Source organism: Candidatus Palauibacter sp., assembly GCF_965197445.1.
GTDB lineage: Bacteria > Gemmatimonadota > Gemmatimonadetes > Palauibacterales > Palauibacteraceae > Palauibacter.
The window spans coordinates 1,517,549-1,544,128 of record NZ_CBDANE010000005.1; the positions used below are offsets into that span (position 1 = coordinate 1,517,549).

Genomic DNA, 26,580 nt, shown 5'->3' on the forward strand with positions numbered 1-26,580 from the left:
GCCGGGTAGATCATGCGGGCGCGGATCGTCTCGAGGACCGTTCCGGGGACCCAGTTCCTCGATCCCGCCGTGCTCACGCGGATCGGGAACCTCGAACTCGTGGCGCGCTCCGTGGTCGAAGGCTTCATCGCCGGCGTCCACGGGTCTCCCTTCCTGGGGCTGTCGCTCGACTTCGCGGCGCACCGCCAGTACCTGCCCGGCGACGACATCCGCAAGATCGACTGGAAGGTGTTCGGGCGCACCGACCGTCACTACATCAAGGAATACGAGGCCGAGACCAACGCGAACGTCTTCTTCGCGCTCGACGCCTCCCGTTCGATGGACTATGGCTCGCGCGGCATCACGAAGCTCGACTACGCGCGCTACCTGACGGCCTGCCTGGCCTACCTCTCCGCGAGCCAGCGGGACCGCGTGGGCGCCGCCGTGTTCGACGAAAAGCTGCGCGAGTACATCCCCCCCTCGGTCCGTCACCGGCGGCTGATCCTCGCCGCGCTCGACCGCATGCGAGCGGAGACGGCGGGGGACCTGACGCGGCCGCTGACGCAGGTGGCGGAGAGCCTCACCCGGAAGGGGATCGTCGTCCTCGTCTCCGATCTCTATGCCGAGCCGCAGACCGTGCTCGACTCGGTCGGGGCGCTCCGGAGCAAGGGGCAGGACGTGATCGTGTTCCAGATCATGGACCCCGCCGAGGTGGACTTCCCGTTCGAGGCCGCGAGGTCGTTCGAGGATCTGGAGACGGGGGAACGGCTCCCGGTGACGCCCGACGACATGCGGACCGAGTATCTGTCGCTGGTCGAGGGACACGTGGGCGAGATCTCGAAGCTGATGATCGAGCGCGGGATCGACCACGAGCTGGCCGTGACGTCGGTGCCGCTCGACGCGGTGCTGTTCCGCTACCTGTCGCACCGGTCCCGGCGTCTGAAGGGGAAGGATAGATGAGCCTTCTGACCCCCGTGGTTCCTGGCCGGTCTCGGGCTCCTGTCGGTGCCGATCATCATCCACCTGACCCACCGCCAGCGGAGTACGGTGACGGCGTTCCCCTCGCTCATGTTCCTGCGCAAGCTGCCCTTCAAGACGATGAACCGGCGCAGGATCCGCCACCCGCTGCTGTTCGCGCTGCGCTGCGCCGCGCTCGCCCTGCTGGCGATCGCCTTCGCCCGGCCCTTTTTCGACGCCACGGGAGACATGGAAGGAGAAGCGGCGCGCGACGTGGTGCTGCTCGTCGACGTGTCGGCGAGTCTTGCCTACGGGGATCGCTGGGACGCCGCGCTCGATTCGGCCCGTGCCGTCCTCGACGGTCTGAGGGAGGGGGACAGGGTCGCGGTGGCGAGCTTCGATGAGCAGGCGCGGGAGCGACTCCCGCTGTCGCTCGATCCGGCCGTGGCCCGCAGCGCCCTCGAGGGGCTGTCGCCCGTGGACCTCGGGACGCGGATCGAAGCGGGACTCCAGCTCGCGGGCCGCATCCTCTCCGAGTCGGATCGGCGCAGCCGGGAAGTCGTGCTCATCTCCGACTTCCAGCGCACGGGATGGGAGGACGGCGGGAGAGTCCGGCTTCCCGACGGAGTTTCGCTGCGGACGGCCAGCGTGGCGCGCGAGGAAGCGGCGAACGTGGCGGTGGCCGAGGCGGCGATCCGGGCGGCGGGCGGCGGACGTGTTCGCCTCGTGGCCCGGCTCGCGAACATGGGCGACGAGCCGGTCGAGACGCTGCCGGTGTCGCTCGAGATCGCGGGCCGGACGGTGGCGACGCTCCCGTTGGACATGCCGCCGCGCGGGGCCGGGACGGTGGTGTTCGAGGACATTGCGCTGCCCGAGGGGCGAAGCCGCGGACGCCTCACGGTGCCCGGGGACGGGCTGTCCATCGACGATGTGTTCCGCTTCGTGGCGGCGCCGGAGGCCGGGCTGCGCACACTCATTCTGGAGAACAACCGTGGAAACGAGGAGCGGAGCCTCTTTCTCGAGCGAGCGTTCGGGATCGGCGACTCGCCGCGCATCGATGCCTCGCGGGTCTCCGCCACCCGCATCGACGACGACGTGCTCGCGGCGGCGGGTTTCGCGGTCCTGAACGACGGCGACCTCACCGACGCGGGGCGGTCGGGCCGGCTCCGCGACTGGGTGAGTGAGGGTGGCGGCCTGCTCATTGTCCTGGGGTCGAACACGAGCATGGACCGGTGGTCCGACGCCGGCCAGGGTCTGCTCGGCGGCACGCCCGGCCAGCTGGTGGACGCGGGCGGCGGACGTCGGCTCTCGTGGCTCGACTACGACCATCCCGTGTTCGAGCTGTTCTCGGCTCCACGCAGCGGGGACTTTTCGGGTGCCCGCTTCCACCGTTTCTGGGAACTCGAACCGGCGCCCGGCACGAACGTGCTGGCGCGCTTCGACAGCGGGGAACCGGCCTTGCTCGAGCACACCATCGGCGAGGGACGCGTGCTGGTGTGGACCTCGACGCTCGACCGCTACTGGAACGACCTCGCGCTCCAGCCCGTGTTCCTGCCTTTCGTGCACCGGCTGGCGCTCCACGCGACCGGATACCGGGAGCCGGAGCGGTGGATCGAGGCGGGTGGCGTGCTCGAGTTGGCCGGGCTGGTCGGGGCCGCCGTCGGTGGCTCCGAGTGGGTGCTGGTCGATCCGGGCGGTGACCGGCGTCCGCTCGAGGTCGGGGAAGAGCCGACGTGGATCGAGTTTCCGGAGACGGGATTCTACGAGGTCGCAGCAAGAGATGACGCGGACCGCGCCGTGACCGTGGCGGTCAACGCGTCGATCACCGAATCTGATCTGGTGCCGGTGGCGACGGAACGCGTGATCGAGGCCGTCGCGGGTGCCACGCCCGCGGGGCCGGCGGGAGACGGCGGCGGGACGGAAGATGGGGAAGCGGCCACGAGGCGCGCCGAACTCTGGTGGCTGTTGCTGTTGGCCGCGGCGCTGGTGCTCGGCGTGGAGAGCGTGCTGGCGAACCGCTGGGCGCGGCGCCGTCCCGCATCGGCGCTGACGAACGCGTAGCGAAGAGCGAAGGAGGCTGACGATGCAGCGGTGGATGAGGACGAGGAACTCGGAGCGTCAGCTGCTCGACATCGTGCGCGACGTGAGGCGGCGCTGGCGCGTGCGCCAGCTCATCCAGGGCGTCGCGGTCACACTCGGGATCGGGTTCGCCGTCTTCTTCGCCGCTACGTGGGGCATCGACCGGCTCCGCTTCGAGGATGGCGCCGTCCTTGCCTTCCGCATCGTGCTGTGGGCCGCCGCCGCGGGGCTCTTCGTCTGGTTCGTGGCGCGCCCCCTGGGGCGGCGCGTTTCGGACGCGCAGGTCGCGCTCTATCTGGAAGAACATGAACCGTCGCTCAAGGCGGCGTTCCTCGCGGCCACCGAGGCCGCGACCGAGCGGGCCGGGTCGCCGGCCGGGCCGTCGGGCCTCGACGCTCGTCTGCTGGAAGCCGCGGTCGAGCGGGCGCGCCGTGTCGAGCGCGGCCGCCGCGTGGAGCGCGACGGGCTGCGCCGCTCATCCGCCTGGTTCGCGGGCGTCGCCACGGCCGTGCTGCTCGTCGCCATCTTCGGCCCGGCCTTCCAGGGAACGGCAGGCTCGCTGCTCCTGAGTCCGTGGAAGACCGCGGACGCGGCCAACCCCTACGCGATTACCGTGGAACCGGGCGATGCTCTTATTGCGCGCGGCTCCGATCAACTGGTGCGCGCGTTCCCGCAGGGCTTCGAGACGGACGAGGTCGAAGTCGCCGTCCGGCGCGGCGAGTCCGAGGTATGGGCGCGCTACTTCATGACGCCGGGCGAGGACGGCGTCGGGTTCGAAATCCTCCTGTTCGACCTCGACGAGCCGACCGACTACGCCGTCACCTCGGAGGGCGTCCGGTCGCCGGTGTTCAGGATCGACGTGGCCGACCTGCCCTACGTGGAGCGGATCGATCTCGAATACCATTTCCCGGCCTACACCGGACTCAGCCCGCGGACGGTCGAGGATGGGGGGGACATCGCGGTCCTCCGGGGCACCGAAGTCCGCCTGCGGGTGACGCCGACGATGGCTACGGAAGGGGCGCGGCTTTCCTTCGACGATCAGGACCAGGAGGAGGGCACGGCGCTCGAACCCGCGGACGGCGCGTTCGAGACGAGCTTCACCGTGACCGGCGAGACCTTCTACCACGTCGAGTTCATGGGGCCGGGCGGCCGCTTCGTCGTCGGTTCGCCCGACTATCTCGTCGAACCGCTGGACGACCAGCCGCCCGGCGTCCGGATCTCGGACCCCGGGCGCGACACGCGGCTGTCGCCGATCGAGGAGCTGTACGTCGAGGTCCAGGCCGAGGACGACTTCGGGCTCGGGCGGGTCGAACTCCTGTACTCGGTGAACGGCGGAGAAGAGTCGTCCCGGGTCCTGCACGGCACGGCGCGGGGCGGGGCCACGCAGGTCTCCGGCGGGCACACGTTCTTCCTGGAGGAGTTCGGTCTCGAGCCGGGAGACGTCCTCTCGTACTACGCCCGCGCCACGGACCTGAGATCCGGCGCGTCCGGCGGCTCCGGCAGCGTCGGCGTGGAGAGTTCGGACATCTACTTCGTCGAGATCCGTCCCTTCGACCAGAACTACCGCCAGGCCGAGCAAGGAGGCGGTGGTGGCGGAGGCGGCGGAGGCGGATCGGGCATGGAGGGCGAGTTGTCCGAGCAGCAACGGCAGATCGTCGCCGCCACCTTCCGCCTCATGCGCGACGGAGAAGAGTTCGACGCGGCCGAAATGTCGGAGAACCTGGCCACCCTCACGCTGCTCCAGGGCCGGTTGCGACAGCAGGTGGAGGAGCTGGCCCTACAGATGCAGCAGCGCGGCGTGGCGGCGGATCCGGCATTCGAGACCGTGTTCCGCGAACTCCCGCTCGCGCCCGAGGAGATGCGGGAGGCCGAAACGAAACTCGGGGAGCGCCGGCTGCGGGAGGCGCTGTCTCCCGAACAGCGCGCGCTTCAGCACCTGCAGCGCGCCGAGGCCGCGTTCCGCGACGTGCAGGTGCAGCAGGGCGGCGGTGGCGGCGGTGGCGGAGGGGGAGGCAGCGCGGCGGCCGAGGAACTCGCCGACCTGTTCGAACTCGAACTCGACCGGCTCCGGAATCAGTACGAGACGGTCCAGCGCGGCCAGCAGCAGCAGCAGGATCAGGAGGTCGACGAAGCGCTCCAGAAGCTGGAGGAACTCGCCCGGCGCCAGCAGCAGATGAACGAACGCCAGGCGGCGCAGCCGCGGGGCGGGGCCGGCGGAGGCCAGGGTCAGCAGCAACAGATGATCCAGGAGACGGAAGAGCTGGCGCGTCAGCTGCAGCGCCTGGCCCGGGAGGACGACCGGGCGGACATCGAAGAATCCGCGCGCCGGCTTCAGCAGGCCGCGGACCAGATGCGGCAGGCTCAGGCGCAGGGGCGCCAGGGGCAGGGCCAGGCCCAGGCGTCGAACGCGCTCGACCGGCTGCGCGACGCACGGCGCCTGCTCGAGAACCGGCAGGTCGCCGCGGTGGAGCGCGAGGTCGAGGACGCCGTGCGGCGCGCCGAGCGCATCGCGGAGCGCCAGCGCGAGGTGCAGAGCGACGTGAACGAGGACCCGACGACCCGCGACCCGGACCGGCTGTCCGCGCTGCGTGAGCGCAAGGGCGATCTCGCCGGGGAGGTAGACGCGCTGGAGACCGACCTGGACCGCCTCGCACGCGAGGCGCGCCAGGAGCAGCCGGAAGCGGCCCGTCGCCTCGGCGAGGCAGCGGGGGAGATCCGCGAGAGCCGGCTGAGGGACAAGCTCAAGTTCTCGCGCGGGGTCCTCGGCACCCAGTCCGAGGATTACATCCGGAACTTCGAGGAGCAGATCAGCCGGGACGCGGAGAACGTCCGCACCCGCGTTCAGGCGGCGCGAGACGCCCTGAGCGAGTCGGACCCGCGTCGTCTTGGCCGGCAGCTGGACGAGACACGCGACCTGGTTCGGGGCCTCGAGTCGCTCCAGGAACGCCTCGAGCAGCGCGCCGAGGGCGAGCAGGGCGAGGGTCAGGGGCAGCAGGGTCAAGGTCAGCAGGGCGGCGGTCGCCTCGGCCAGCCCGGCGAGACCGCGCGCGCAGGCCAGGGCTTCGCCCCCGGCGGCGGAGGCGGAGGCGGGGGACCGCGGCTTTCGCCGGAAGATATCCGGCAATTCCAGCGGGAGTTCCGCCAGCGGCGCGAAGATGCGGGCCGTCTGCGAGACGACCTGCGCCGGGAGGGCGTCGATGTCGGCGATCTCGATCGCGCGATCGCCGGCCTCGATCGGCTCCGGACGATGGGCGACTTCGATGATCCGGAGGAAATCGCCCGACTCCAGGCCGACGTGCTGCGAGGCCTCAAGGACTTCGAGTTCTTCCTGCGCCGCAACCTCGGCGAGCAGATCGAGCGCTTCTTCCTCTCGGGGTCCGACGACGTTCCCGAGGAGTACCGTGAACTCGTGGAGGCCTACTACCGGGCGCTGTCGGAGAACCGTCCGCCGCGCTGACCGCAACTGACCCCGGCTGCCCGGGAGGAGGTCCAATAACGGTGCCGAACCTCGGCGACCCACGCGTCTACCTGTTCTCGGCCCTCGCGCTCCTCACCGTCGGACTGCTCGTTTCCTGGACGCGCGCTGCGGTCGCGGCTACCCGTGCCGGACGCGAAAACGACGGCTGGCGCGGTTGGCCCCGCTTCTTCGAGTTCGCGGTCGGCTTCGGAACGAACTTCTTCGACACGCTCGGCATCGGCTCGTTCGCCCCGACCACGTCTCTGTTCAAGCTCAAGAAGGTGGTCCCGGACGAGGAGATCCCCGGGACCATGATGATCGGCCACACGCCGCCGGTCGTGATCCAGGCTTTCATCTTCATCGCGATCATCAGCGTGGAATCTCTCACGCTCTTCGTTCTGATCGCGGCCGCGGTGCTGGGCGCGTGGCTGGGGGCCGGCGTCGTCGCCCGCCTGCCGCGCTACCGGATCCAGGTGGGGATGGGGATCGCGCTCCTCATCGCTGCGGCGACGTTCCTGATGGCCATCTTCGAGATCACAGCCGTCGGCGGGGACGCGGCCGGCCTGTCGGGCGGGAGCCTCGTTCTGGCGGCCGGGTGTCTCTTCGTGCTCGGCGCCTTCATGACGATCGGCATCGGGATTTACGCCCCCACCATGATCGTGGTCAGCCTGATGGGGATGAACCCGGTCGTCGCCTTCCCGATCATGATGGGCGCCGCCGCCTTCCTCATGCCCGTGGCCGGCGTACGCTTCCTCAAGGCCGGGCGTTACGGGCTGAAAGCCGCGCTGGGGCTGGCGATCGGCGGCATCCCGGCGGTCCTCATCGCGGCGTTCATTGTACGGTCACTCCCCTTGAACGCCATGCGCTGGCTCGTCGTCGCCGTCGTCCTCTACGCCGCCATCGTGATGCTCCGCTCCGCTGCCCAGGAACGCCGGTCCCGCATCGACGGGGCCGAGGCATGAGCGTCGGTCGGCCGCGTCCCCACTACGACGCTGTTGAGGTCTGGTTGATCGCGCGGGCGAGTCTGGAACGTGGAACAGATTGGCGGTGACGCCGTACCTTGGGCGACGGACACCCACATCGGAACCCAACGAACCTGACTCCGCGCGACCAGGCACGGGAGGGCCCCGAAAGTGACGCACCTGGACAAACTGGAACGCATCGTCCGAAAGGTTCTCAAGAAACAGTTCCGCGGTGTGATCTTCGACTCCGTGCGAATCCGCGAGGGCATTGACCATGACGACGATGGCGTTCTCTACGTGAGGGTGGTTTTCCGTTCGGATGCGCCCCTCGATGTGAACGCCCGGGTCGGCTTTGTCCGGCATCTCAGGCCTCATCTCAGGAGACTCGACGAGGATCGTTTTCCGATCATGTCGTTTGTTTCGCGCGATGATCTGTCGGAACGCGAAAGCCTGAATGCTTGAACTCATCGGGACGGCAAAGGAGTTGGCGGGCGGCACGCCCCATAAGCCCCGCCAAGCGGACCTGCGCTGTGCAGTTAGTGCAGCCTACTACGCCCTGTTTCACTGCCTGATGCGGACATGTGCGGACAGCTTCATCGGTACCACGGGGGCGCAGCGGAGCGACGCCGCCTGGCGGCAAGTGTACCGGGCTCTCGACCATGGGAGCTGTAAGAAGAGATGCGCGCAGGTCGACAAGTTCGGCTTTCCGCAGCCGATCCTCGATTTCGCGAATGTGTTCATCGAGATGCAGGACAAGCGACATGGGCGGACTATGACCCGTCCCCCAGCCTGATCCGTGGCGAGGTGATGGCAGACATCGAAGATTGCGAGAACGCGATCGAGCGGCTTGAGGGTTCGCAGCGCCGGGACAAGCGCGCGTTCGCAGCCTTCGTCCTGTTTGCCAGGCGAGCCTGATCACAGCGGACGACCGGAGAAGCCCGAGAATGTTGACATGACGATTCGGATTCTCTCGAGAGACGACATCGAGCGGGCCGTAGACGCGGCGGCGTCCGTGGACGCGATGCGGGTCGCGTTCGGGGAATTGTCCGCCGGCCGGGCCGTCGTCCCCGTACGAGGTCACGTCGAGAGCGCGCGCGGGATTACGCTCCTTATGCCCGCATTCCTCGGCGCCTCGGGAGGACTCGGGGCCAAGATCGTGTCCGTCTTCCCCGGCAACGCGGCCTTGGGTCAGCCTTCGATCCAGGGGGCCGTGATCCTCCTCGACGCGGAGACGGGGAGCGTCCGCGCCCTCCTCGACGGGGCGTCGCTGACCGAGATCCGCACCGCGGCGGGAAGCGGCCTCGCGACCGAGTTGCTCGCCGATCCCGACGCCGACGTCCTCGCGGTGTTCGGGGCAGGGGCGCAGGGGCGCTCGCATACCGAGCTGCTGGCGGCCACCCGGCAGTTGAGCGAGATCCGCATCGTCTCGGTGCCGCCCGAAGGCGCCGAGTCGCTGGCGGCGGAGCTGTCGGCGCGTGCCGATGAACTGGTCCCGCCCGGCGGCGGCCGGCCCCCCCGAATCCGCGCGGCCGCCACCCCGGCCGAGGCGCTGGACGGCGCGACGCTCGTCGTCACGGCCACGACCAGCGAGACACCCGTCTTCTCGCCGGAACTCCTCGAACACGGGGCCCATGTGAACGCGATCGGCGCCTTCCAGCCGCACACCCGAGAGATCCCGGGAGAGATCGTCACCCGCGCCCGCGTCGTCGTAGACCAGCGTGAAGCAATCTGGGAGGAAGCCGGAGACCTGATTATCCCGGTGGAGGAGGGACTCGTCGGACGTGACGTGATCGCCGCGGACCTGGGCGAGATCGTGAACGGAGACGCGCCCGGCGGCCGCGGCGACTTCGATTTCACTCTCTTCGAGTCGGTCGGAAACGCCGCCCAGGACGTGGCGATCGCCGAAGCTGCCCTCACCCGGGCCGAAGCGCTCGGACTCGGCTCCGTCGTCCCGTTCTGACGCACTCCAGTGACTGAAGCGACAGTCCATAGTTCGCTGGTCGGGGCCGTCTTCGTCCTGGCCATAGTCACTCTTGTGAGCCTTCTGCGACTGAACGCGCCCTATGGCCGCCACTATCCCGGGCAGGGCTGGGGATATCAACGCGCGGTTCATTTCGGAACTGGGTGACTATGGACTCCAGTGGCTTGCGGATCCGCGGTTTCTCGCCGGAGTGGGGGTCTTCGCGGCAGGTTTCGTCCTCAACATCCACTCCGACAACATCCTGCTACGGCTGCGGAAGTCCGGTGAGGCGGATGGGGACGGGTATTCCATCCCCCGCGGCGGCGCCTTCCGGTACGTCTCCTGTCCGAACTATCTCGGGGAGCTTCTGGAGTGGGGCGGCTGGGCGCTGGCGACCTGGTCGCCGGGAGGGCTGGCCTTCTTCACGTACACCGCGGCCAACCTGATTCCCAGAGCGCTCGGCAACCACCAGTGGTACAGAGAACGGTTCGAAGGCTATCCGCCGAACAGGAAGGCCGTGATGCCGGGATTCCTCTAGGTCGTGGGGTTGCCGGGCGAGACGATTCAGGAGCGTTCGGGAGCCGGGATTCCGTAACGATCCAGCGTCTGCTTCACCGTCGGGCGGCCCAGGCGGACGCGGTCATCGTCCAGCAGGTAGGAGAAGAGGTAGCCCGCGCCCAGCATGAGGATCCCGATGAGGAAGCAGTACATGACCGCCCGGTCGGGATAGGAGTCCTTCAGATACCCGACGTAGAGCGGCCCGCAGATGCCGGCCGCGGCCCAGGCGGTGAGGATCGCTCCGTAGACCTTCGACATGATGCGCGGGCCGTACACGTCGAGGATGAAGGAGGGCATGGTCGCGAATCCGCCCCCGAAGCAGAGGAGCACGTAGCACACGAGCGCCGAGAACACCCACGGGTTGGACTCGGTCATGAGGACGCCGAATACCACCATCTGACTCGCGAGAAGGACTCTGAACACGGCCACCCGCCCGATGCGGTCGGAGAGCCAGGCCCACAGGATCCGTCCCAGTCCGTTGCACACCGAACTCGCGGCGATGAGCGTCGCCCCGTATTCCGCCAGGACCACCGGTTCGATGCTGGGATCGGCCAGCCCCCACACCTCCTGCAGGAGTTCGGACTGGAAGCTGATCACGGAGATGCCGGCGGCGATGTTGAAGAAGAACACGATCCAGATGATGACGAACTGGCTCGTACGCAGGTACTTGCCCACGCTCCCGGGGTTCTTCCACGCTGCCACCTGCGCGGCCGGCGGGTCGTCGAGGACCAGGCTGCTCGGGATCAGGATGCAGGCGAAGACGATCCCCAGCCACAGGAAGACCCGCGCGAGATCCCCCTCCGTCTGCAGGACCAACAGCGGCGCGAGACCCTTGCTGAGGAGGAGCGCGCCGATGCCGAAGCCCATGACGACGATCCCGGTAACCAGTCCCTTTCGGTCCGGAAACCACTTCGCGGCCGTGGTGACGGGCGTTACGTACCCCATGCCGATGCCTGCCCCGCCTACGATGCCGTAGCCGACGTAGAAGAGCAGAATCGAGTCCAGGCGCAGCGCGAAGCTCGCGATGATGTATCCGCCCGCGAACAGAGTGCTTCCGATGAGGGCGAGACGCCGGGGGCCGACCCGCGGCAGCAGCTGGCCGGCCCAGGCCGCCGACATGCCCAGCGAGAAGATCGCGATGCAGAAGGCGAGCGAGCCCTGGGTGAACGTCCAGCCGGCCTGCCGGACGAGCATCGTCTGGAAGAAGCTCCAGGCGTACACGGTGCCGAAGCATACCTGCAGGACCGTGCAGAAGAAGGCGATGGCGGCTCTGGGCGCCCGCCGCCTCTCGGCAGCCACCTCAGTCCGCTCCCGCCGCCGGGTCAGGTGCCTCGCGCCCCGTCGCGTGCAGCATGAGGCGGGCCATCTCCCCGATCTCATCGTCGCGCGACAGGACCTTCAGGTCCCGTGTCGCGTCTCCATCGCGTCGAGCCAGCCCCACCACGAACGCGAGCAATTCCTCCAGCGGCGTGACCGCCAGCTTCACGAACCAGATAGACCCCAGAATCCCGAGTATGAGAATAATGCAGATGAGATAGATCTGCTGGCCGGTGGCCCTCTGGATCTTGAGCCGCACCACGTCGAGGTCCATCCCCACGTGGACCGTGCCCGCCACTCCGGCCAGGATCGGGCTTCCGACCTCGACGAAGTCCCCCATCCCGGACAGGTTCCGCTCGACCGGCTCGGTGGCGAACGGGTCGCCCTCGCGGATCACCTGCGGGACGCCGGGCACGAACGTGTGGGCGAGGATCTCGCCGGTGTCGCTCGTGATGTAGATGTACCGGATGCTCTGGATCTCCACGAACTGGTCGATGAGCGACTGCAGCGTGGCGAGGTTCCGGTTGAGGAGGATGTCGACGCTCGAGTCGGCGATGTTCTTGGCGATGTTCGCGCTGTTGCTCTCGTACTCCTCCGACAGCTGGCTGGAGACCGTACGGATGGAGAGCGTGGAGGTGGAGAGGACGATGGCGCCGAAGAGGACGAAGATGCCGAAGCGGGTCTTCCGGAAGAGTTTCCGGATCCTGATGTCGTGCGACTCGGGCTGGGTCACGCGAACTTGGCTTCCCAGTCGTTGAGAGTGACGAAGCGTCCGTCCTCAACGACCGTGTAATAGACGGTCTGGAGTCCCTGGCGGCGGTCGGGCCCGAACGACACCCGCTCGCCGATCCCGAGATCGTAGTTGCGTACCGAGAAGACGGCGTCGTTCAGCTTCCCGCGCTCCGGCGTGCCGTCGATCCGCCGCAGGATCTCGGCCAGCAGCTGCGCATCCAGATAACCCTCGAGGCTCACGAAGCTGTTGGGGAACGGGTCGTACGATTCCTTCACCAGCTCCTGCGGCACCTGCGGGTCGTAGCGCGCCATCAGCTCGCGGTACTCCGGAACCGCCCGAATGGACGTGTCCTCGTAGCTGGGCACGACCTGCGAGTTCACGAGCCACGGCGTGTAGTACGCAGGGTCATCCCGGCTCGCTTCCATGAGCAGGGACAGCAGGTTCTCGCTCCCGACGAAGGAGAGGTTCGCGATGGGCACATGCAGGCCCAGGTCCATCGCGTCGCGGGCGAAGGCGGCGCACGCCGCGTAGGCTCCCACGCAGATCACGGCGTCGGGGGAGGCTTCCTGCAGAATCTCGACCTGCGGTCTCATGACGCTGGTGAACTGGGTTCCCCGCCGGTAGGTCGCCTCCCCGGCGATCGTCTCCCCGTGCTGCGCCAGCGCCGCCCTCACCCCGGCCCAGCCGCTGCGTCCGTACGCGTCGGCCTGATAGAAGACCGCGATCCGCCGGCGTCCGATGCGGACGAAGTTGTCGACCAGACCGGCGGTCTCCTGCCCGTACGAGGCGCGCAGGTTGAACGCGAACTCGCCGTAGGGCGGCTCGCGCTGCGGCTGGGCGCCCGTGAAGGGGAAGAAGATGTAGACCTGCTGATCCTGGAACTTCTTGAGCAGCGGCAGGACGCGGGTGACGGTCGGCGTGCCCACGTAGCCGAAAAGGAGGAACACCTCGTCCTCCAGCATCAGCTTCAGCGTGTTCTCTACGCAGGGGTCGGGCTGGTAGCCGTCATCGTAGAGCTTGAGGACGATGCGGCGGCCGTTCACGCCGCCCTGCTCGTTCACCTGGCCAAAGCATGACATGGCCCCGCGGTAGAGTTCGGTCCCGAGTCCCCGCGACGGTCCGGAGAAGGCCGCGGACACGCCGAGGACGATTTCGTCGTCCGGCTGCCCACGGTTTCTTCCGCTCCAGCGCAGGCCGGGCGCCAGGGGGCGGGTGGCAGCGCCGAGGGATGTCGCGAAAGGTGCTCCGAGCAACCCCGCTACGCCGGCTCGGATCGCGGAGCGACGGGTGAGGAGTCCGCCGGCCGGGGGCAGGATCTCCCGGGCCGGATCGCGGTCCGGGCCCGGCGGCCCGGCGGAAGGCTGCGTCCCGTTTCGTCTTCCGGACATGCCCGTTCTCCTCGCGTCCGTCGATTGCCACCCGCGTCGAACCGGCCGACCGGCCAGGATCTCGACCGGACCGGCACCGGAGTTTATTCGGAAGTAGTTTCCTGTTCAACCAGAGAGTAGCGGGCGCGGTCGATCCGGTGCCGCGGATTCGATAGGTTCCCGAAAGAAAATCAGCTCTCAGCCATGTCGATGAGGTCCACCATGTCCAACCTTCCCGGTTTCGATTCCTTCGGTGCGCGCGCTTCGCTGGACGCGCCCGGCGGTCCCGTGGCGATCCACGACCTGCGGGCCGTCGCCGCCGCCACGGGGAGCGACCTCGCGCGCCTGCCCTTCTCGATCAAGGTCGTGCTCGAGAACCTCGTCCGGCACGAGGACGGCCAGTCGGTGACGGCGGAGGACATCGCCGCCATCGCTGGATGGGAGGCGCAGGCGACGCCCGGGAGGGAGATCTCCTTCCGGCCCACGCGCGTCCTGCTGCAGGACTTCACGGGGGTTCCCGCCGTGGTGGACCTGGCGGCGATGCGCGACGCGATGGCCGACCTGGGAGGCGACCCGGCCTCGATCAACCCGCTCATGCCGTGCGAACTCGTCATCGACCACTCGGTGCAGGTCGACTCGTTCGGGACGGCGCGCTCGCTCTTCATCAACTCCGAGCGCGAATTCGAGCGGAACCACGAGCGCTACGCGTTCCTGCGCTGGGGCCAGACTGCGTTCGACAACTTCAAGGTCGTGCCGCCCGAAACGGGGATCGTGCACCAGGTGAACCTGGAGTACCTGGCCCGCGTCGTGTTCGACGAGCCGACCGGGGGCGGCCGGGTGGCCTATCCCGACACGGTGGTCGGCACGGACAGCCACACGACGATGATCAACGGCCTCGGCGTGCTCGGCTGGGGCGTGGGCGGCATCGAGGCCGAAGCGGCGATGCTGGGACAGCCCCTTTCCATGCTCGTTCCGCGCGTGCTCGGGTTTCGGCTGCGCGGCGCGCTGCCCGAGGGGGCGACGGCGACCGATCTCGTCCTCCGGGTGACGGAGGTCCTGCGCGGGACGGGGGTCGTCGGAAAGTTCGTCGAGTTTTATGGGCCCGGTCTCGAGGGGCTTTCGCTCGCCGACCGGGCCACGCTCGGCAATATGTCGCCCGAGTTCGGTTCGACGTGTGCGATCTTCCCGATCGACGCCGAGACGCTCGCCTACCTCCGCTTCACCGGCCGCACGGAGGCGCAGGTCGGGCTCGTCGAGGCGTACGCCCGGGCCCAGGGTCTCTTCCACGACGCGGACACCCCGCCGGCGGAGTACAGCGATCACGTGGAGCTTGATCTCTCCACGGTCGAGCCGGCGATCGCGGGCCCGAAGCTGCCGCAGCAGCGAGTGCCTCTGTCCGAGAGCAAGCCGCGTTTCCTGAACGCGCTCGAGACGCTGAAGGGCCCCGGAGCCGGGGGCGGCCCCGGGGCCGCGGCAGGGGGCTGGTCCGACGGGGCGGGGGACGGCGGCGTGGCCGTAGCCGAGGCGCCGGCGGGCGTGGCCGTACGGCTCACGGACGAACAGGGGGAGGCGCACGAGTTTTCGCTCCACGACGGCTCCGTGGTCATCGCGGCGATCACCAGTTGTACGAACACCTCGAACCCGTCGGTCATGGTCGGAGCGGGCCTCCTGGCCCGGAACGCCGTCGAGTCGGGCCTCAAGCAGCGTCCATGGGTGAAGACGAGCCTCGCCCCGGGCTCGATGGTCGTGACCGAGTACCTGAACGAGGCCGGCCTCATGCCGTACTTCGAACAACTCGGCTTCCACGTCGTGGGGTACGGCTGCACGACCTGCATTGGGAACAGCGGACCGCTCCCGGCCGAGGTCTCCGCCGCGATCCGTGAGAACGATCTCGTCGCCTGCTCCGTCCTCTCCGGGAACCGGAACTTCGAGGGCCGCATCAGCCCCGATTCCCGCGCGAACTACCTCGCCTCGCCACCCCTCGTGGTCGCGTACGCCCTGGCGGGCCGGATGGACATCGACGTCTACAGCGAGCCGCTGGGGACGAACGACCGCGGCGAGGAGGTCTTCCTGCGAGATATCTGGCCCAGCCAGGACGAGATCACCGAGGCCGTCCGCAACTCCGTGAAGACGGAGATGTTCCGGGCCAAGTACTCGGAGGTATACGCGGGGGACAAGCGCTGGAACGCGCTCGACATCCCCACGGGCGACCGCTTCGCGTGGGACGAGGTATCGACGTACGTGCGCCAGCCGACCTTCTTCGCCGGCATGTCTCGGGAGGCGTCCGAGCCCGTGGACATCGAGGGCGCGCGGTGCCTCGCCCTGCTCGGCGACTCGGTGACGACGGACCACATCTCGCCCGCCGGTTCCATCGCCATGAACTCCCCGGCCGGGGAGTACCTCCGCGCGCACGGGGTCGCCCTCCGCGACTTCAACTCGTACGGGGCCCGGCGCGGGAACCACGAAGTGATGATGCGGGGGACGTTCGCGAACATCCGCCTGCGGAACCAGATGGTGCCGGGCGTCGAGGGCGGCTTCACCGTCCACGTCCCGAGCGGCGAGCAGATGACGATCTTCGATGCGGCCACGCGCTATGGCGAGGAGGGGACGCCCACGATCGTCATCGGCGGCGCGCTCTACGGCTCGGGGTCGAGCCGCGACTGGGCGGCGAAGGGCCCGTACCTCCTGGGGGTGAAGGCGGCGATCGCCGTCAGCTACGAGCGCATCCACCGTTCCAATCTCATCGGGATGGGGATCCTGCCGCTGCAGTTCAGGGACGGGGAGACGGCCGGGAGTCTCGGCCTGGCCGGGAGCGAGACCTTCCATATCTCGGGTGTCGCCGACGGGCTGCGGCCCAAGGACGTGATCACGGTGAGGGCCGTCTCCGGCGACGGGTCGGAGACGCGTTTCGAGGCGATCGCCCGGCTCGATACCGAGGTCGAGGTGGACTACTACCGCAACGGCGGGATCCTGCAGACCGTCCTTCGGCAGCAGCTTGAGGCCGCGAGCGGGACTCGCTGATGGATCCGGCGCTCGCCGTCCTCCTTCTATCGTCGATTGCGGCGGCGACATCCACGGCGGGAGTCCTGCCCCTGGTGCGCAGGCCGCATGTCCCGCTCGTCACCATCGGGTGGGCCCACGCCCTCGCCGCCGGCGCCATGCTGGGCGCCGCCTTCGTCCTCATGACCGCGACCCTCGACCGTAACCTGGACGCCGCCGCGCTGGGCGCTCTGCTCGGGATCGCCTTCGTCCGGTTCACGCACATGGCGTCCGGTACCGAGGATCTCGATCTCGACCGGGTCGACGAGACGGGCGAGACGTATGGCTACAAGGTGTTGCTCGTGAACGCCCTGCACTCGGCTTCGGAGGGGATCGCCATCGGAGCCGCGGTCATGGTCAGCCTCCCGTTCGGCGTCTTCGTCGCCCTGGCCATGGGGGCGCACAACGTGCCGGAGGCCACGGCCCTCAGCGCGGTGCTCCGGGCGCGCGGGGTACGCCTCCCGCACGCGGCCGGCCTCGCCGTCGTCAGCAACGTCCCCCAGATCCTCATGGCGGTCGTCGCCGTCGCCCTCATCCAGGCGGCGCCCTCGCTCCTCCCGTGGGCTCTGGGGTTCGCGTTCGGCGCGCTCGTCTATCTCGTCCTGGCCGAGCACCTGCCCGAGTCGTACCGCAAGGCGGGTCACACCACGATCGCGCTCGTCACCATCGTCGCCATGGGGATCGTCGTCCTCATCGGCGGCGGCCGGGGCTGACATGTCCCTCGAACCGTGGGTCATCGTCGGGCTGTACGGGCTGATCACGGCCCTCGCGACGGGTCTCGGCGCGATCCCGTTCGCCTTCGTCCGCAATGTGTCGCCGCGTGCCGTCGCGGTCTCGAATGCGCTTGCGGCCGGGCTGATGCTCGGGGCGAGCTTCGGTCTCGTGGCCGAGGGGACGGCACACGGAAGCTGGCAGACGCTGCTCGGCGCGGTCATCGGTGTCGCGTTCATCCTCGTCGCCCAGCGGCTGCTCGAAGGCCACGATCTCGAGATCGGGCCCGCCCGCGGAACGGACGCCCGACAGATGGCCCTCATGGTGATCGTCATGACCGTCCACTCCTTCTCGGAGGGCGTGGCCGTCGGCGTCTCCTTCGGCGGCGGGGTGACGCTGGCGACCGTGATCACGGTGGCGATCGCGGTACACAACATCCCCGAGGGGCTGGCGATCAGCGCCGTGCTGCGCCCGCGCGGCGTCTCGGTGTGGAAGTGTGCGGGCTGGAGCATCTTCTCGTCGCTCCCGCAGCCGCTGATGGCGGTGCCCGCATTCCTGTTCGTGGAGGTGTTTCGGCCGGCGTTGCCCTACGGGATCGGATTCGCGGCGGGCGCCATGGTGTTCATGGTGCTGGTCGAACTGCTGCCCGAGGCCTACGAGACGGAGAGGAAGCCGGCGGTGGCGCTGCTCGTCAGCCTCACCCTGGTGGGCATGGTCCTCTTCCAGCGCGCCCTCGGCTGACGCCCCGGAAACGTTCCCGCGGGAACGTCTCAGCTTGTCGAACCCCTCCAGTTCGAGAACTGGCTGGCTTGTTGGGAACCGAACATTTACCGAATATCGGGGTATGAGATGGGAGTCGCGAACGATGCGGGTTCGCGCAGCCTCTTTGACGCCGGACTTCGGAAGATTCGGAAGGAACTCATGCCTCACGAGACGCCCCACCACGCTCTGAGCGACCCCCTCGGAGACGAGATCGCGGAACTCTGCGCGCACCTCGACGCGGGCCAGTACCGGCTCCTGACCCTGCTCTACCGCTACGACCGAGGCGGAACTGTGGACGGGGTGGCGCTCCTGCGCTCACTGGCTCTCCTGGCGCACGGGCGTCACGCTCGGCCCCGCTCGGGAGCGGGTGCGAGTGGCCCGCTGTCTCGCCTCGCTGCCGCGGACCGCCGCCGAGATGGAGAAGGGGCGGCTCTCCTGGTCCAAGGTCCGTGCGCTGACGCGGATCGCCACGCCCGGGAACGAGACGCGGCTGCTTGAGTTCGCGCGCGACGCGACGGCGAGCCAGGTGGAGCGTCTGGTGCGGGCGCAGCGCAGCGCCGAGGCCGCCATGGCCGCCGAGGACGGGGAGTCGGAGATGGCCGCGCGGCGCCACCTCTCGGTGCGGGTGGGCGAGGACGGCATGTACCGGATCCGGGGCCGGCTCCTGCCGGAGGTGGGCGCCCTGCTCATGCGGGCGCTGGACGCGGCCGGGGACGAACTCTACCGGGCAGAGCGGGTGGCCGAGGCTCCGGAGCCGAAGCTGCCGGCGACGCCGGCGGAGCGGCACCACGACGCGCTCGGGGCATGGCTGGAGGATCTGGCCGATGCGAAGGTCCAGTTGGTCGTTCACACCGTGGCCGTGGATGAGGGCGAGGGCGAGCCGGTGGTGAGCACCGAGGACGGTTCACACGTTCCCGCGGGAACGTCCCGGCGGCTGTCGTGCGACCCGGAGGTCGTGGAGGTGACCCGGGGGCTGGACGGCTCGGTGCTGGACGTGGGAAGGAAGAGGCGCACGGTGGGGTGGCGGCTGCGTAAGGCGCTGGACGTGAGAGACGGGGGCTGCCGCTTTCCGGGCTGCGGGTCGCGGTATACGCAGGCACACCACGCGGTGCCGTGGTCCGAAGGGGGCGAGACGGCGCTGGACAACCTGCTGCAGGAAGGCGGCTGGCGCGTGGAGATGGGAGTGGCGGGTGCGGCCCGGTTCACGGATCCCGCGGGGAGGATCGTGCCGGCGGTGCCTCCGGCGCGGCCCGATGTGAAGGCGCCGCAGACGCCCGACGCCGGGCTCGGGCGCTGGCACCGGCAGAAGGGGATCAACCCCTGGACGTCGACGAGCCGCTGGCAGGGGGACCGGCTGGACCTCGACTGGGCGCTGTGGGTCCTGTGGGGACAGTACGAGGATCTGCGGGAGGCGGCCTGAGGCGGCTGCTCAGGATCCCTTGATCGCCGCCTCGATCCACTTCCGGTCGGCCTTCCGGAGCGGATCCCGGCTCGCCACCGGAGCGGCGGATGCGGGGTCTTCGCCTTCCACCTCGTTCCCGCGACGTCGGCGGATACGGCGGACCAGGAACAGCCCGCCGAGGGCGAACGCCGCGGCCGGCCCCAGGTAGACGAACAGGTTGATGCCTTCGGCTCGCGGTCTGAGCAGGATCCACGGACCGTACGCCTCCACGAAATACGCCTCGATCTCCTCGCGCGTGCGGCCCTCCATCAGCATGGTGCGGATCACGCCCTGCATCTCGCGGGCGATCCTCGACGAGGACTCCGCTACGGACTGCTGGCGGCAGATGGGGCAGCGCAGCGTGCCGCCGATCTCCGCCGTCTTCGCGTCGATTTCGGCGCTGGGGACGGACTCGCCCGGGGCGCGCGGCCGTGCCGTTCCGTCCAGCGCCCCCTCGACCGTCTGGGCCGCGCCGCCCACGGGCCCCAGCCCCAGGACGAGTCCCGGCATGATGAGCGCCAACGCCAGCGACCGCCGCATCAGCTGCTCTCCGCCGAAATTGTCGCGCGCCGGGCGACGAGCAGCGAGTCGACGGTTCGCGTGACGAGATCCCAGGTCACGGCGAGATCGTGCCGGAGCGCGACGATGCCATCGGCGCCGATGAAGTACGTCTCGGGCACCCCGTACACGCCGTATTCGATCGCGGTCCGGCTCCCGGGGTCGAGGACGAGCGGCCACTCGCCGCCCAGCTCCTCGATGAAACGCTTCCCGTTCTCCGGCGCGTCCTGAAACAGCACGCCGACCAGCGCCACGTCCTCCGGGTCGTAGGACTCGCGCAACCGGACGAGGATCGGGTGCTCGCTGATGCACGGGATGCACCACGAGGCCCAGTAGTTGAGTACGACGACCTTGCCTTCGAGGTCGTCCAGACGCAGTGAATCGCTCGGATCGTACAGGTTCGCGAGCTGGAACGGGGGCGCTTCGCGACCCTCGAGAGCAGACGGAAGCCGGCGCTGGTCCTGTCCGAGCCCCCAGGCCAGGAGCGCCAGCACCGGCACGGCCAGCACAGCGGGAGCCCACCGTACCCAGCCCTTCATGCCGCGGCCGACTCCGCCATCAGTTCCGCCCCCGCCGCCTGCGCCCGGCCCCGGCGCCGCGGCCAGATCGCGATCAGGGCGCCGACGCCCATGATCATCCCCCCGATCCAGAGCCAGACGATGCCCGGGTTCACGATCGCCCGCACCGTCACGTGCTCGCCCCGCTCCGGCTCGACGGCCATCAGCGTCAGATAGAGGTCGCTCGTGAGTGAGCTCTTCACCGACGGCGTCGCGATCGTCTGCTGGGTCGCGGTATAGAAGTTGAGCCTCGGCTGCTCCTGCCCGATCCCCCGGCCGTCGCGGTAGGCCTCGAACGTCGCGCCGATCACGTAGCGGTGCGGCTCCTCCCGCCCCCACGCCTGCACGAACTCGACTTCGTAGTCCGCGATCGCCAGCCGCTCTCCGGGCCTCAGCGTCATCTCACGCTCGGACTTCCATGTCCACGCCACCGAGATCGCCAGCGCGATCACGACCACGCCCACATGCACGACGTAGCCCCCGTAGCGTGCCCCGTTTCGGGTGAACAAGTCCGCCAGCGCCCCGCCTACCGAGCGCTCCGCGATCCGGCGCCGCGCCGCTATCCCCTTCTGGAACTCCTGGAAGATCGTCGTGAGGACGAAGGCCGCGAAGGCGATGGTGAGAATCGGGAGGAAGGCCCGCATCCCGAACGCGAGCGCAGCCACTCCCGCCGCGGTACCAACGAGCACCGGGCGCACGAAGGATCGCTTGAGCTGCTCGCCGCTGGTGCGCCGCCACGGGAGCGCGGGACCGATCCCCATGAGGAAGAGCAGCGCGAGTCCGATCGGGCTCGCGACGCTGTCGAAGTACGGAGGCCCGACGCTGATCCGATCCCCTCGCAGGGCCTCCACGACGAGCGGCCACATCGTCCCCAGGAGGACGGTGAAGGTGAACCCCACCAGGAGCAGGTTGTTGAGGATGAAGGCGGACTCCCGCGATACGGCGCTCTCCACTTGTCCCTGCGCGTGCATGCGGTTGCTGCGCCATCCCACGAGTCCCAGCGACCCGAGGGCCACGAACGCGATGAACCCGAGGAACACCGGCCCGATGACTCCCTCCGTGAAGGCGTGTACCGAGTCGATCACGCCCGAGCGGGTGAGGAACGTCCCGAACAGGGTGAGGAGGAAGGTCCCGATCATCAGCGACAGGTTCCACGTCTTCAACATCCCCCGCCGCTCCTGAACCATCGAAGAATGAAGAAAGGCGGTGGCCGTGAGCCAGGGGAGGAAGGAGGCGTTTTCCACCGGATCCCACGCCCAGGCGCCGCCCCAGCCGAGGACCTCGTACGACCACCAGCCGCCCCCGATGATCCCCATCGTGAGGAAGGCCCACCCCGCGACCATCCAGCGCCGGGAATCGCGGAGCCAGCGCGCCTCGACGTTGCCGCGCACGAGCCCGGCGATGGCGAACGCGAAGGGCACCGTCATCCCGACAAAGCCGAAATAGAGCATGGGCGGGTGGAGACCCATGAGCGGGTGATTCTGGAGCAGCGGGTTCGGTCCGGGTCCGTTGACCGGGGCCGGGTCGACGATGCCGAACGGGTTCGCGGGACCCACGAGGAGACCGAAGAAGAAGATCTGGACCACACCGATGACCGCGAGGACGAGCGGTGTCGTCCGGAGTCCGTGCGAGAGGCCGCCCCCGATCGCCATGACCCGGGCGCCGGAGGTTCGGTGGGCGCTCGCCTCGCGCCGGCGCGTGAAGGCGAACAGGGCGCCGTAGCCGGCGAGGATCCAGGCCCAGAACAGGATCGACCCCTCGAGGCTGCTCCAGAGGGAGATCGCCGTGTAGTAGGTGGGGGTCTCGAGGCTCCCGACGCGAGCCACGTATTCGACGCTGAAGTCGTGCGTGAGGAGGGCGACCTCCATCACGGCCATCCCGCCGGAGAGGGCGAAGAACGCGAAATACGCGGCCCGTCGCGCCAGCGTGGCCGACATCTCGCCGCCCGAGCGGCCAAGGCCCGCGTGGGCCCCGGCGCCTACCGCCAGCAGCGCGCCCATGAGGCCGGCGATGAGCGACGCGTACCCGAGCGTACTCAGCATCGCGGATCCATCATGGCGCCGCTACGTGCCTTCGATGAGGGACTTGTAGGCTTCGCTCGCGTCCCCGGCGTGATCCGGCGGGGCGTACTCGTTCGAGTGCTTGACCATCAGGTTCGTGGCGTGGAATACGCGGTCGTCCCCGTAGGTCCCCTCCACCACGACGCCCATCCCCTCCTGGAACATCGCCGGAGGCGCCCCGGTGCTCCTGACGGGGACCTCCACGCCGCCTTCCGCGAGCACGAAACGGAGTTCGGCGGCGTCCGCGTTCCAGTCGACGCTCCCCGGCTTCACCTGCGCGCCGAGCCGGATCGGCTGCCCGATCACGTCCGCCGCCCGCTCCTCCAGCTCCACCGGCGTCAGGAAGAACACCATGTTCTCGTTCAGCCCGCCCGCCGCGAGGAGCGTGATCGCCCCCGCGATGACCACGAGCCCTACGAGTCTCCAGACCTTCTTCTTCAACGCGTTCTCCCGCCTTCGGGACCTTCGGGAAAGGAATCCGCCCGCCGCCGGGCGGCCCGACCCGGCCGAAACCGTCTCCAAGATGCACGCTTCGCGCCGCCTCTGCCACGGCACCGCCCCGGCCACGGCACCGCCCCGGCCTGCGCGGGCCAAGATGTTACCTTGCACCCGGTCAGCCGGCCCGGGTAGCGTCCCACCGGGTGGCGGTCGCTTCAAGCAAGGAGACGATTCTCGTGGTGATTCGCGTTACCCTCGTTCTCGAACCCCAGCCGGAAGGCGGCTATACGGTCACATGTCCCTATCTGCCTGAACTGATAACCGAGGGAGACACGCAAGATGCTGAAGCCGGGCGCCCGTTGCCTTCCACCACACATCACGACTATTCCGGCAATCCCGATCCGGATGAAGACCGCGCTCGCCGCCTTCCTCACCTGCTCGGGATCGCTTCACGCACAGCAGGGAGACGGCGATCCCGCGAGCTGTCCGGAACACGAATCGCAGTTGGGTGCGCCCATGGAGACGGTGCGATACCTGGCGGACGACGCGCTGGGGGGGCGGTTCCCGGGCACGGCGGGGGAGAGGTGCGCGGGAGAGTTCATCGCCGCCATGTTCGCCGCGCTGAGGCTCGAGCCCGCGGGTGAGGACGGGTATTTTCAGGAACTGCCGCTGGCGAGCGCGACGCAGCCGCATGCCCCGCCGGGGCAGGGGCGCAACGTGCTCGGGCTGCTTCGAGGCGCCGACCCCGGGCTCATCGAGACCGTCGTCGTGGTGGGTGCGCACTACGACCATCTGGGCCTCGGCGAGTTCGCGAGCACCGGAGAAGCGGGCGAGATCCACAACGGGGCGGACGACAACGCGTCCGGCGTGGCCGCAATACTGGCGGCGGCGCGGGGGCTCGCCGCGGGGCCCCGGCCGGCGCGCTCCGTCCTCTTCATCGCCTTCACCGGCGAGGAGTTGGGCCTCATCGGGTCGTCGTGGTACGCGAACCACCCCGCGTTCCCGCTGGAACGCACCGTGGCGATGGTCAACCTCGACATGGTGGGCCGGCTGGAAGACGGCGATATGATCGTGTACGGGATGGGGACGGCGCCCGAGTGGCGCGAGATCGTCCCCGCGGCGAACGGCGGCCTCGACATCCCGCTCGCCTATGAAGAATCGGGCTTCGGGCCCAGCGATCACACGTCGTTCTACGCGAACGAGATCCCCGTCCTTCACTTCTTCACGAACGTGCACGGGGACTATCACCGCCACACGGACGACGCGGAGAAGATCGATGAGGAGGGCCTCGGCCGGGTGGCGCGCCTCACGGAGAACGTCGTGCGCCGCGTGGCGAACCGGTCCGAGAGGATGGCCGTCATCCCGGGGGTCGGGGAACGTACCGAGAGCCCGCGGGGGTCCGGCGCCTGGCTGGGGACGGTGCCCGACTTCACGCCGGTCGACTCCGGCGTCCTGCTCGCCGGGGTCACGGCAGGGTCTCCGGCGGAGGGCGGCGGACTCGAGCGCGGTGACATCCTGATCGGGCTCGGAACGTACGACGTGGCCGACCTCCAGGGGTTCACGGACGCGCTCGCCGCGTACCGGCCCGGAGACGAGGTCACGCTCCGCTATTTGCGCGATGGCGAGGCGCGGGAGACGACGGTGCGCCTGGGCGACCGCGCGGACCGGCCGCAATGAACACGCCCCGCGAATGTCCCCGCTGCGGAAGCGCGGAAGCCGGCAGCTTCTGCGCCCAGTGCGGCGCGCCGCTGGCCGGGCGGGCGGGGTGTCCGGCGTGTGGCGCCCCCCTCGGGCAGGACGCGCTCTACTGCACCGAATGCGGCAGGCAGGTGGGCGCCCGCCCGCCCAAGCCTCGATCCGCCCGCGTCCCGTGGATCACCTCCGCGCTCGCGCTGGCCGCGTTCTCGATCATGATTGCGGTACTGGTGCAGCGGGGGAGTGTGGATCGGGTGGGCGAGATGACGATGACCGGCGGGCTCCCGGGGGAGACGGCGAGCGGCGGCGGGATGCCGAGCATGGAAGAACTCGCCCGGATGACCCCGCGCGAGCAGGGCGACCGACTGTTCGAGCGCGTCATGCGCGAACACGAGGGCGGCAACTTCGAGCGGGCCGCCTTCTTCATCGACATGGCGCTCCAGGCGTACGACGCGGTGCCCGCCTCCGGAGTCGACGCGGACCTTCATTTTCATGTGGGACTGCTGCGTCTGCTCACGGCCGACTCGACGGGGGCTCGCGAGGGTGCCGAGGCGATCCTTTCCGAGGATCCGGACCACCTGCTCGGGCTCCTTCTCGCCTCCCGCGCGGCGGAGTTCGCCGGAGGGGCGGAGGCCGCGGAGGAGTTCAGAGGAAGAATGCGGGCGGCCGTGGACGAAGCCGGAGGGATTCCCGACCGGGCCGAGTACGACGCGCACCGGACGCTGATCGAGAGCGCGCTCGAGCCGGAAGCCGAGGCAGGGGACGGCGACTCGTGAGCGGATCGCCCGCGCGGGCGGTCCGGGAACGAATGGACGAGTTGCGGCCGCAGTTCATCGACTTCGTCCGGCAGCTGGTTCTGGAGGAGTCGCCATCGACGGATCCCGGATCGCAGCGCGGCATCCGGGCCCTCCTCGAGTCGGCGTTGCGCGACGTCGGGCTGGACGTGGAGCACATCCCGGGACGGCGGACGGGCGGCCACCTGCTGGCCCGGAGTCCGGGCGACGGCGGCGGGGAACGCCGTCAGCTTCTGATCGGGCACATGGACACCGTGTGGCCCATCGGCACGCTGCGGGAGATGCCGGTGAGGACATCCAATGGCCGCCTGTACGGCCCCGGCGTGTTCGACATGAAGGCCGGGCTCGCCATGGGACTGTTCGCCCTCCGCTGTCTGCGGGACCTGGGGCTCGACGCGGGAGTGGCGCCCATCTTCTTCATCAATTCGGACGAGGAGATCGGCAGCCCCGAGTCCGAACCCCTGATCGTCCACTGGGCACTCAGAGTTTCCCGGGCCTTCGTGCTCGAGCCGGCCCTCGGCGAGACCGGACGACTCAAGACCCGGCGCAAGGGGATCGGCCAGTACACGGTCGACGTCGCGGGACGGAGTTCGCACGCCGGACTCGCTCCGGAGGAGGGCGCGTCGGCCATCCTGCAGCTCGCCCACTCGATCCGGGACATCGACCGTCTGGCCGATCCCGACTGCGGAACCACAATGAACGTGGGGATCATCCGGGGCGGCTCGCGGCCGAACGTCGTGGCGCCGAACGCGAGTGCGGAGGTCGATGTGCGCGTGTGGAGCGCAGCCGAAGCGGAGCGGATTCGCGCCGGAATGTTCGGCCTCGAGCCCACGGTTCCGGGGACCACGATTTCGCTTACGGAGGTTGCGGCCCGCGGCCCCCTGGAGCGAACTCCGCGCAACGTGGGGCTCTGGGAGCGGGCGCTCCTGGTCGCCGGCGAACTCGACCTCGATCTGGAAGAGGGATCGGCGGGCGGCGGCTCGGACGGTAACTTGACGAGCCAGCACACGGCGACACTGGACGGGCTGGGTGCGGTCGGAGACGGGGCGCACGCGGTGCACGAGTTCGTCCATGTCGATCGCGTGATCGAACGCGTGGCGCTGCTCGCGGGGCTGCTCGCGGCGCCCTAGCGCCTGCGCCGACGCGGGACAACGGG

General features: G+C 69.3%; 22 protein-coding genes and 1 pseudogene. 16 read left to right on the forward strand and 7 right to left on the reverse strand.

The genetic code is table 11. The features are described from left to right. Positions 1–12 precede the first annotated feature (12 nt). From ACN9M6_RS13995 to ACN9M6_RS14030, 8 genes are all read left to right on the forward strand, one after another. Positions 13–939, forward strand: coding sequence for a DUF58 domain-containing protein (locus ACN9M6_RS13995; RefSeq protein ID WP_419163503.1), 927 nt, complete (start codon positions 13–15; stop codon positions 937–939). A gap of 21 nt (positions 940–960) precedes the next feature. Then, positions 961–2,997: a VWA domain-containing protein gene (locus tag ACN9M6_RS14000; protein ID WP_419163763.1), complete on the forward strand. Its 2,037-nt coding sequence runs from the start codon at positions 961–963 to the stop codon at positions 2,995–2,997. Between the two features lie 34 nt (positions 2,998–3,031). Further along, entirely contained in the window at positions 3,032–6,472 is a 3,441-nt protein-coding gene (locus ACN9M6_RS14005; protein WP_419163504.1) for a DUF4175 family protein, read from the forward strand. Positions 6,473–6,513: 41 nt separating this feature from the next. Continuing rightward, positions 6,514–7,434, forward strand: a complete 921-nt coding sequence (locus tag ACN9M6_RS14010) for a permease (RefSeq protein ID WP_419163505.1) — start codon at positions 6,514–6,516, stop codon at positions 7,432–7,434. Positions 7,435–7,605: 171 nt separating this feature from the next. Next, positions 7,606–7,896: a hypothetical protein gene (locus ACN9M6_RS14015; protein ID WP_419163506.1), complete on the forward strand. Its 291-nt coding sequence runs from the start codon at positions 7,606–7,608 to the stop codon at positions 7,894–7,896. Continuing rightward, the gene (locus tag ACN9M6_RS14020) at positions 7,889–8,227 is read left to right on the forward strand and encodes a hypothetical protein (protein ID WP_419163507.1); all 339 of its coding nucleotides are present in this window, start codon (positions 7,889–7,891) and stop codon (positions 8,225–8,227) included. Before ACN9M6_RS14015 ends, ACN9M6_RS14020 begins: the two co-directional genes overlap by 8 nt. A gap of 159 nt (positions 8,228–8,386) precedes the next feature. After that, a complete protein-coding gene (locus tag ACN9M6_RS14025; RefSeq protein ID WP_419163508.1) occupies positions 8,387–9,394 on the forward strand; it encodes an ornithine cyclodeaminase family protein in 1,008 nt (335 codons plus the stop codon). A 103-nt stretch (positions 9,395–9,497) separates the two neighbouring features. Continuing rightward, positions 9,498–9,932 (forward strand): 3-oxo-5-alpha-steroid 4-dehydrogenase, encoded by a 435-nt coding sequence (locus ACN9M6_RS14030; protein WP_419163509.1) that lies wholly within the window; start codon positions 9,498–9,500, stop codon positions 9,930–9,932. Between the two features lie 26 nt (positions 9,933–9,958). Here the strand turns inward: ACN9M6_RS14030 and ACN9M6_RS14035 are convergent, their stop codons facing one another. The 3 genes from ACN9M6_RS14035 to ACN9M6_RS14045 are packed head-to-tail and all read right to left on the reverse strand — an operon-like array spanning position 9,959 to position 13,390. Then, positions 9,959–11,251: an OFA family MFS transporter gene (locus ACN9M6_RS14035; protein WP_419163510.1), complete on the reverse strand. Its 1,293-nt coding sequence runs from the start codon at positions 11,249–11,251 to the stop codon at positions 9,959–9,961. A 1-nt stretch (position 11,252) separates the two neighbouring features. Further along, positions 11,253–12,002 (reverse strand): hypothetical protein, encoded by a 750-nt coding sequence (locus tag ACN9M6_RS14040; protein WP_419163511.1) that lies wholly within the window; start codon positions 12,000–12,002, stop codon positions 11,253–11,255. Next, the gene (locus ACN9M6_RS14045) at positions 11,999–13,390 is read right to left on the reverse strand and encodes an ABC transporter substrate-binding protein (protein ID WP_419163512.1); all 1,392 of its coding nucleotides are present in this window, start codon (positions 13,388–13,390) and stop codon (positions 11,999–12,001) included. Before ACN9M6_RS14045 ends, ACN9M6_RS14040 begins: the two co-directional genes overlap by 4 nt. A gap of 201 nt (positions 13,391–13,591) precedes the next feature. Between ACN9M6_RS14045 and acnA the strand changes: the two genes are divergently transcribed. From acnA to ACN9M6_RS14065, 4 genes are all read left to right on the forward strand, one after another. After that, positions 13,592–16,390, forward strand: coding sequence for an aconitate hydratase AcnA (gene acnA / locus ACN9M6_RS14050; RefSeq protein ID WP_419163513.1), 2,799 nt, complete (start codon positions 13,592–13,594; stop codon positions 16,388–16,390). Continuing rightward, complete coding sequence (locus ACN9M6_RS14055; RefSeq protein WP_419163514.1) at positions 16,390–17,121, forward strand: ZIP family metal transporter; 732 nt, start codon at positions 16,390–16,392, stop codon at positions 17,119–17,121. Before acnA ends, ACN9M6_RS14055 begins: the two co-directional genes overlap by 1 nt. A gap of 1 nt (position 17,122) precedes the next feature. Then, a complete protein-coding gene (locus ACN9M6_RS14060; RefSeq protein WP_419163515.1) occupies positions 17,123–17,860 on the forward strand; it encodes a ZIP family metal transporter in 738 nt (245 codons plus the stop codon). Between the two features lie 310 nt (positions 17,861–18,170). Next, complete coding sequence (locus tag ACN9M6_RS14065; protein ID WP_419163764.1) at positions 18,171–19,301, forward strand: DUF222 domain-containing protein; 1,131 nt, start codon at positions 18,171–18,173, stop codon at positions 19,299–19,301. A 9-nt stretch (positions 19,302–19,310) separates the two neighbouring features. On the opposite strand, the gene ACN9M6_RS14070 is transcribed toward ACN9M6_RS14065, so the two are convergent. From ACN9M6_RS14070 to ACN9M6_RS14085, 4 genes are read right to left on the reverse strand one after another with little or no spacing between them, the layout of a single operon-like run. Continuing rightward, positions 19,311–19,862, reverse strand: coding sequence for a cytochrome c-type biogenesis protein (locus ACN9M6_RS14070; RefSeq protein WP_419163516.1), 552 nt, complete (start codon positions 19,860–19,862; stop codon positions 19,311–19,313). Further along, positions 19,862–20,419, reverse strand: coding sequence for a redoxin domain-containing protein (locus ACN9M6_RS14075; RefSeq protein WP_419163517.1), 558 nt, complete (start codon positions 20,417–20,419; stop codon positions 19,862–19,864). Before ACN9M6_RS14075 ends, ACN9M6_RS14070 begins: the two co-directional genes overlap by 1 nt. Then, the gene (locus ACN9M6_RS14080) at positions 20,416–22,479 is read right to left on the reverse strand and encodes a heme lyase CcmF/NrfE family subunit (protein WP_419163518.1); all 2,064 of its coding nucleotides are present in this window, start codon (positions 22,477–22,479) and stop codon (positions 20,416–20,418) included. Before ACN9M6_RS14080 ends, ACN9M6_RS14075 begins: the two co-directional genes overlap by 4 nt. A gap of 21 nt (positions 22,480–22,500) precedes the next feature. Next, positions 22,501–22,938 carry a cytochrome c maturation protein CcmE gene (locus ACN9M6_RS14085; RefSeq protein ID WP_419163519.1) on the reverse strand — a complete coding sequence of 146 codons (438 nt, stop codon included), beginning with the start codon at positions 22,936–22,938 and terminating at the stop codon, positions 22,501–22,503. 227 nt (positions 22,939–23,165) lie between these two features. Here ACN9M6_RS14085 and ACN9M6_RS14090 point away from each other — a divergent pair. The 4 genes and pseudogenes from ACN9M6_RS14090 to ACN9M6_RS14105 form a co-directional block, all read left to right on the forward strand. Continuing rightward, a pseudogene (locus ACN9M6_RS14090) lies at positions 23,166–23,276 on the forward strand (type II toxin-antitoxin system HicB family antitoxin); the annotation flags it as partial. A gap of 1 nt (position 23,277) precedes the next feature. After that, positions 23,278–24,612, forward strand: coding sequence for a M20/M25/M40 family metallo-hydrolase (locus ACN9M6_RS14095; RefSeq protein ID WP_419163765.1), 1,335 nt, complete (start codon positions 23,278–23,280; stop codon positions 24,610–24,612). Next, positions 24,609–25,406: a zinc ribbon domain-containing protein gene (locus ACN9M6_RS14100; RefSeq protein WP_419163520.1), complete on the forward strand. Its 798-nt coding sequence runs from the start codon at positions 24,609–24,611 to the stop codon at positions 25,404–25,406. Before ACN9M6_RS14095 ends, ACN9M6_RS14100 begins: the two co-directional genes overlap by 4 nt. Continuing rightward, positions 25,403–26,554 carry a M20 family metallopeptidase gene (locus tag ACN9M6_RS14105; protein ID WP_419163521.1) on the forward strand — a complete coding sequence of 384 codons (1,152 nt, stop codon included), beginning with the start codon at positions 25,403–25,405 and terminating at the stop codon, positions 26,552–26,554. The genes ACN9M6_RS14100 and ACN9M6_RS14105 overlap by 4 nt, the downstream gene beginning before the upstream one ends. Positions 26,555–26,580 lie beyond the last annotated feature (26 nt).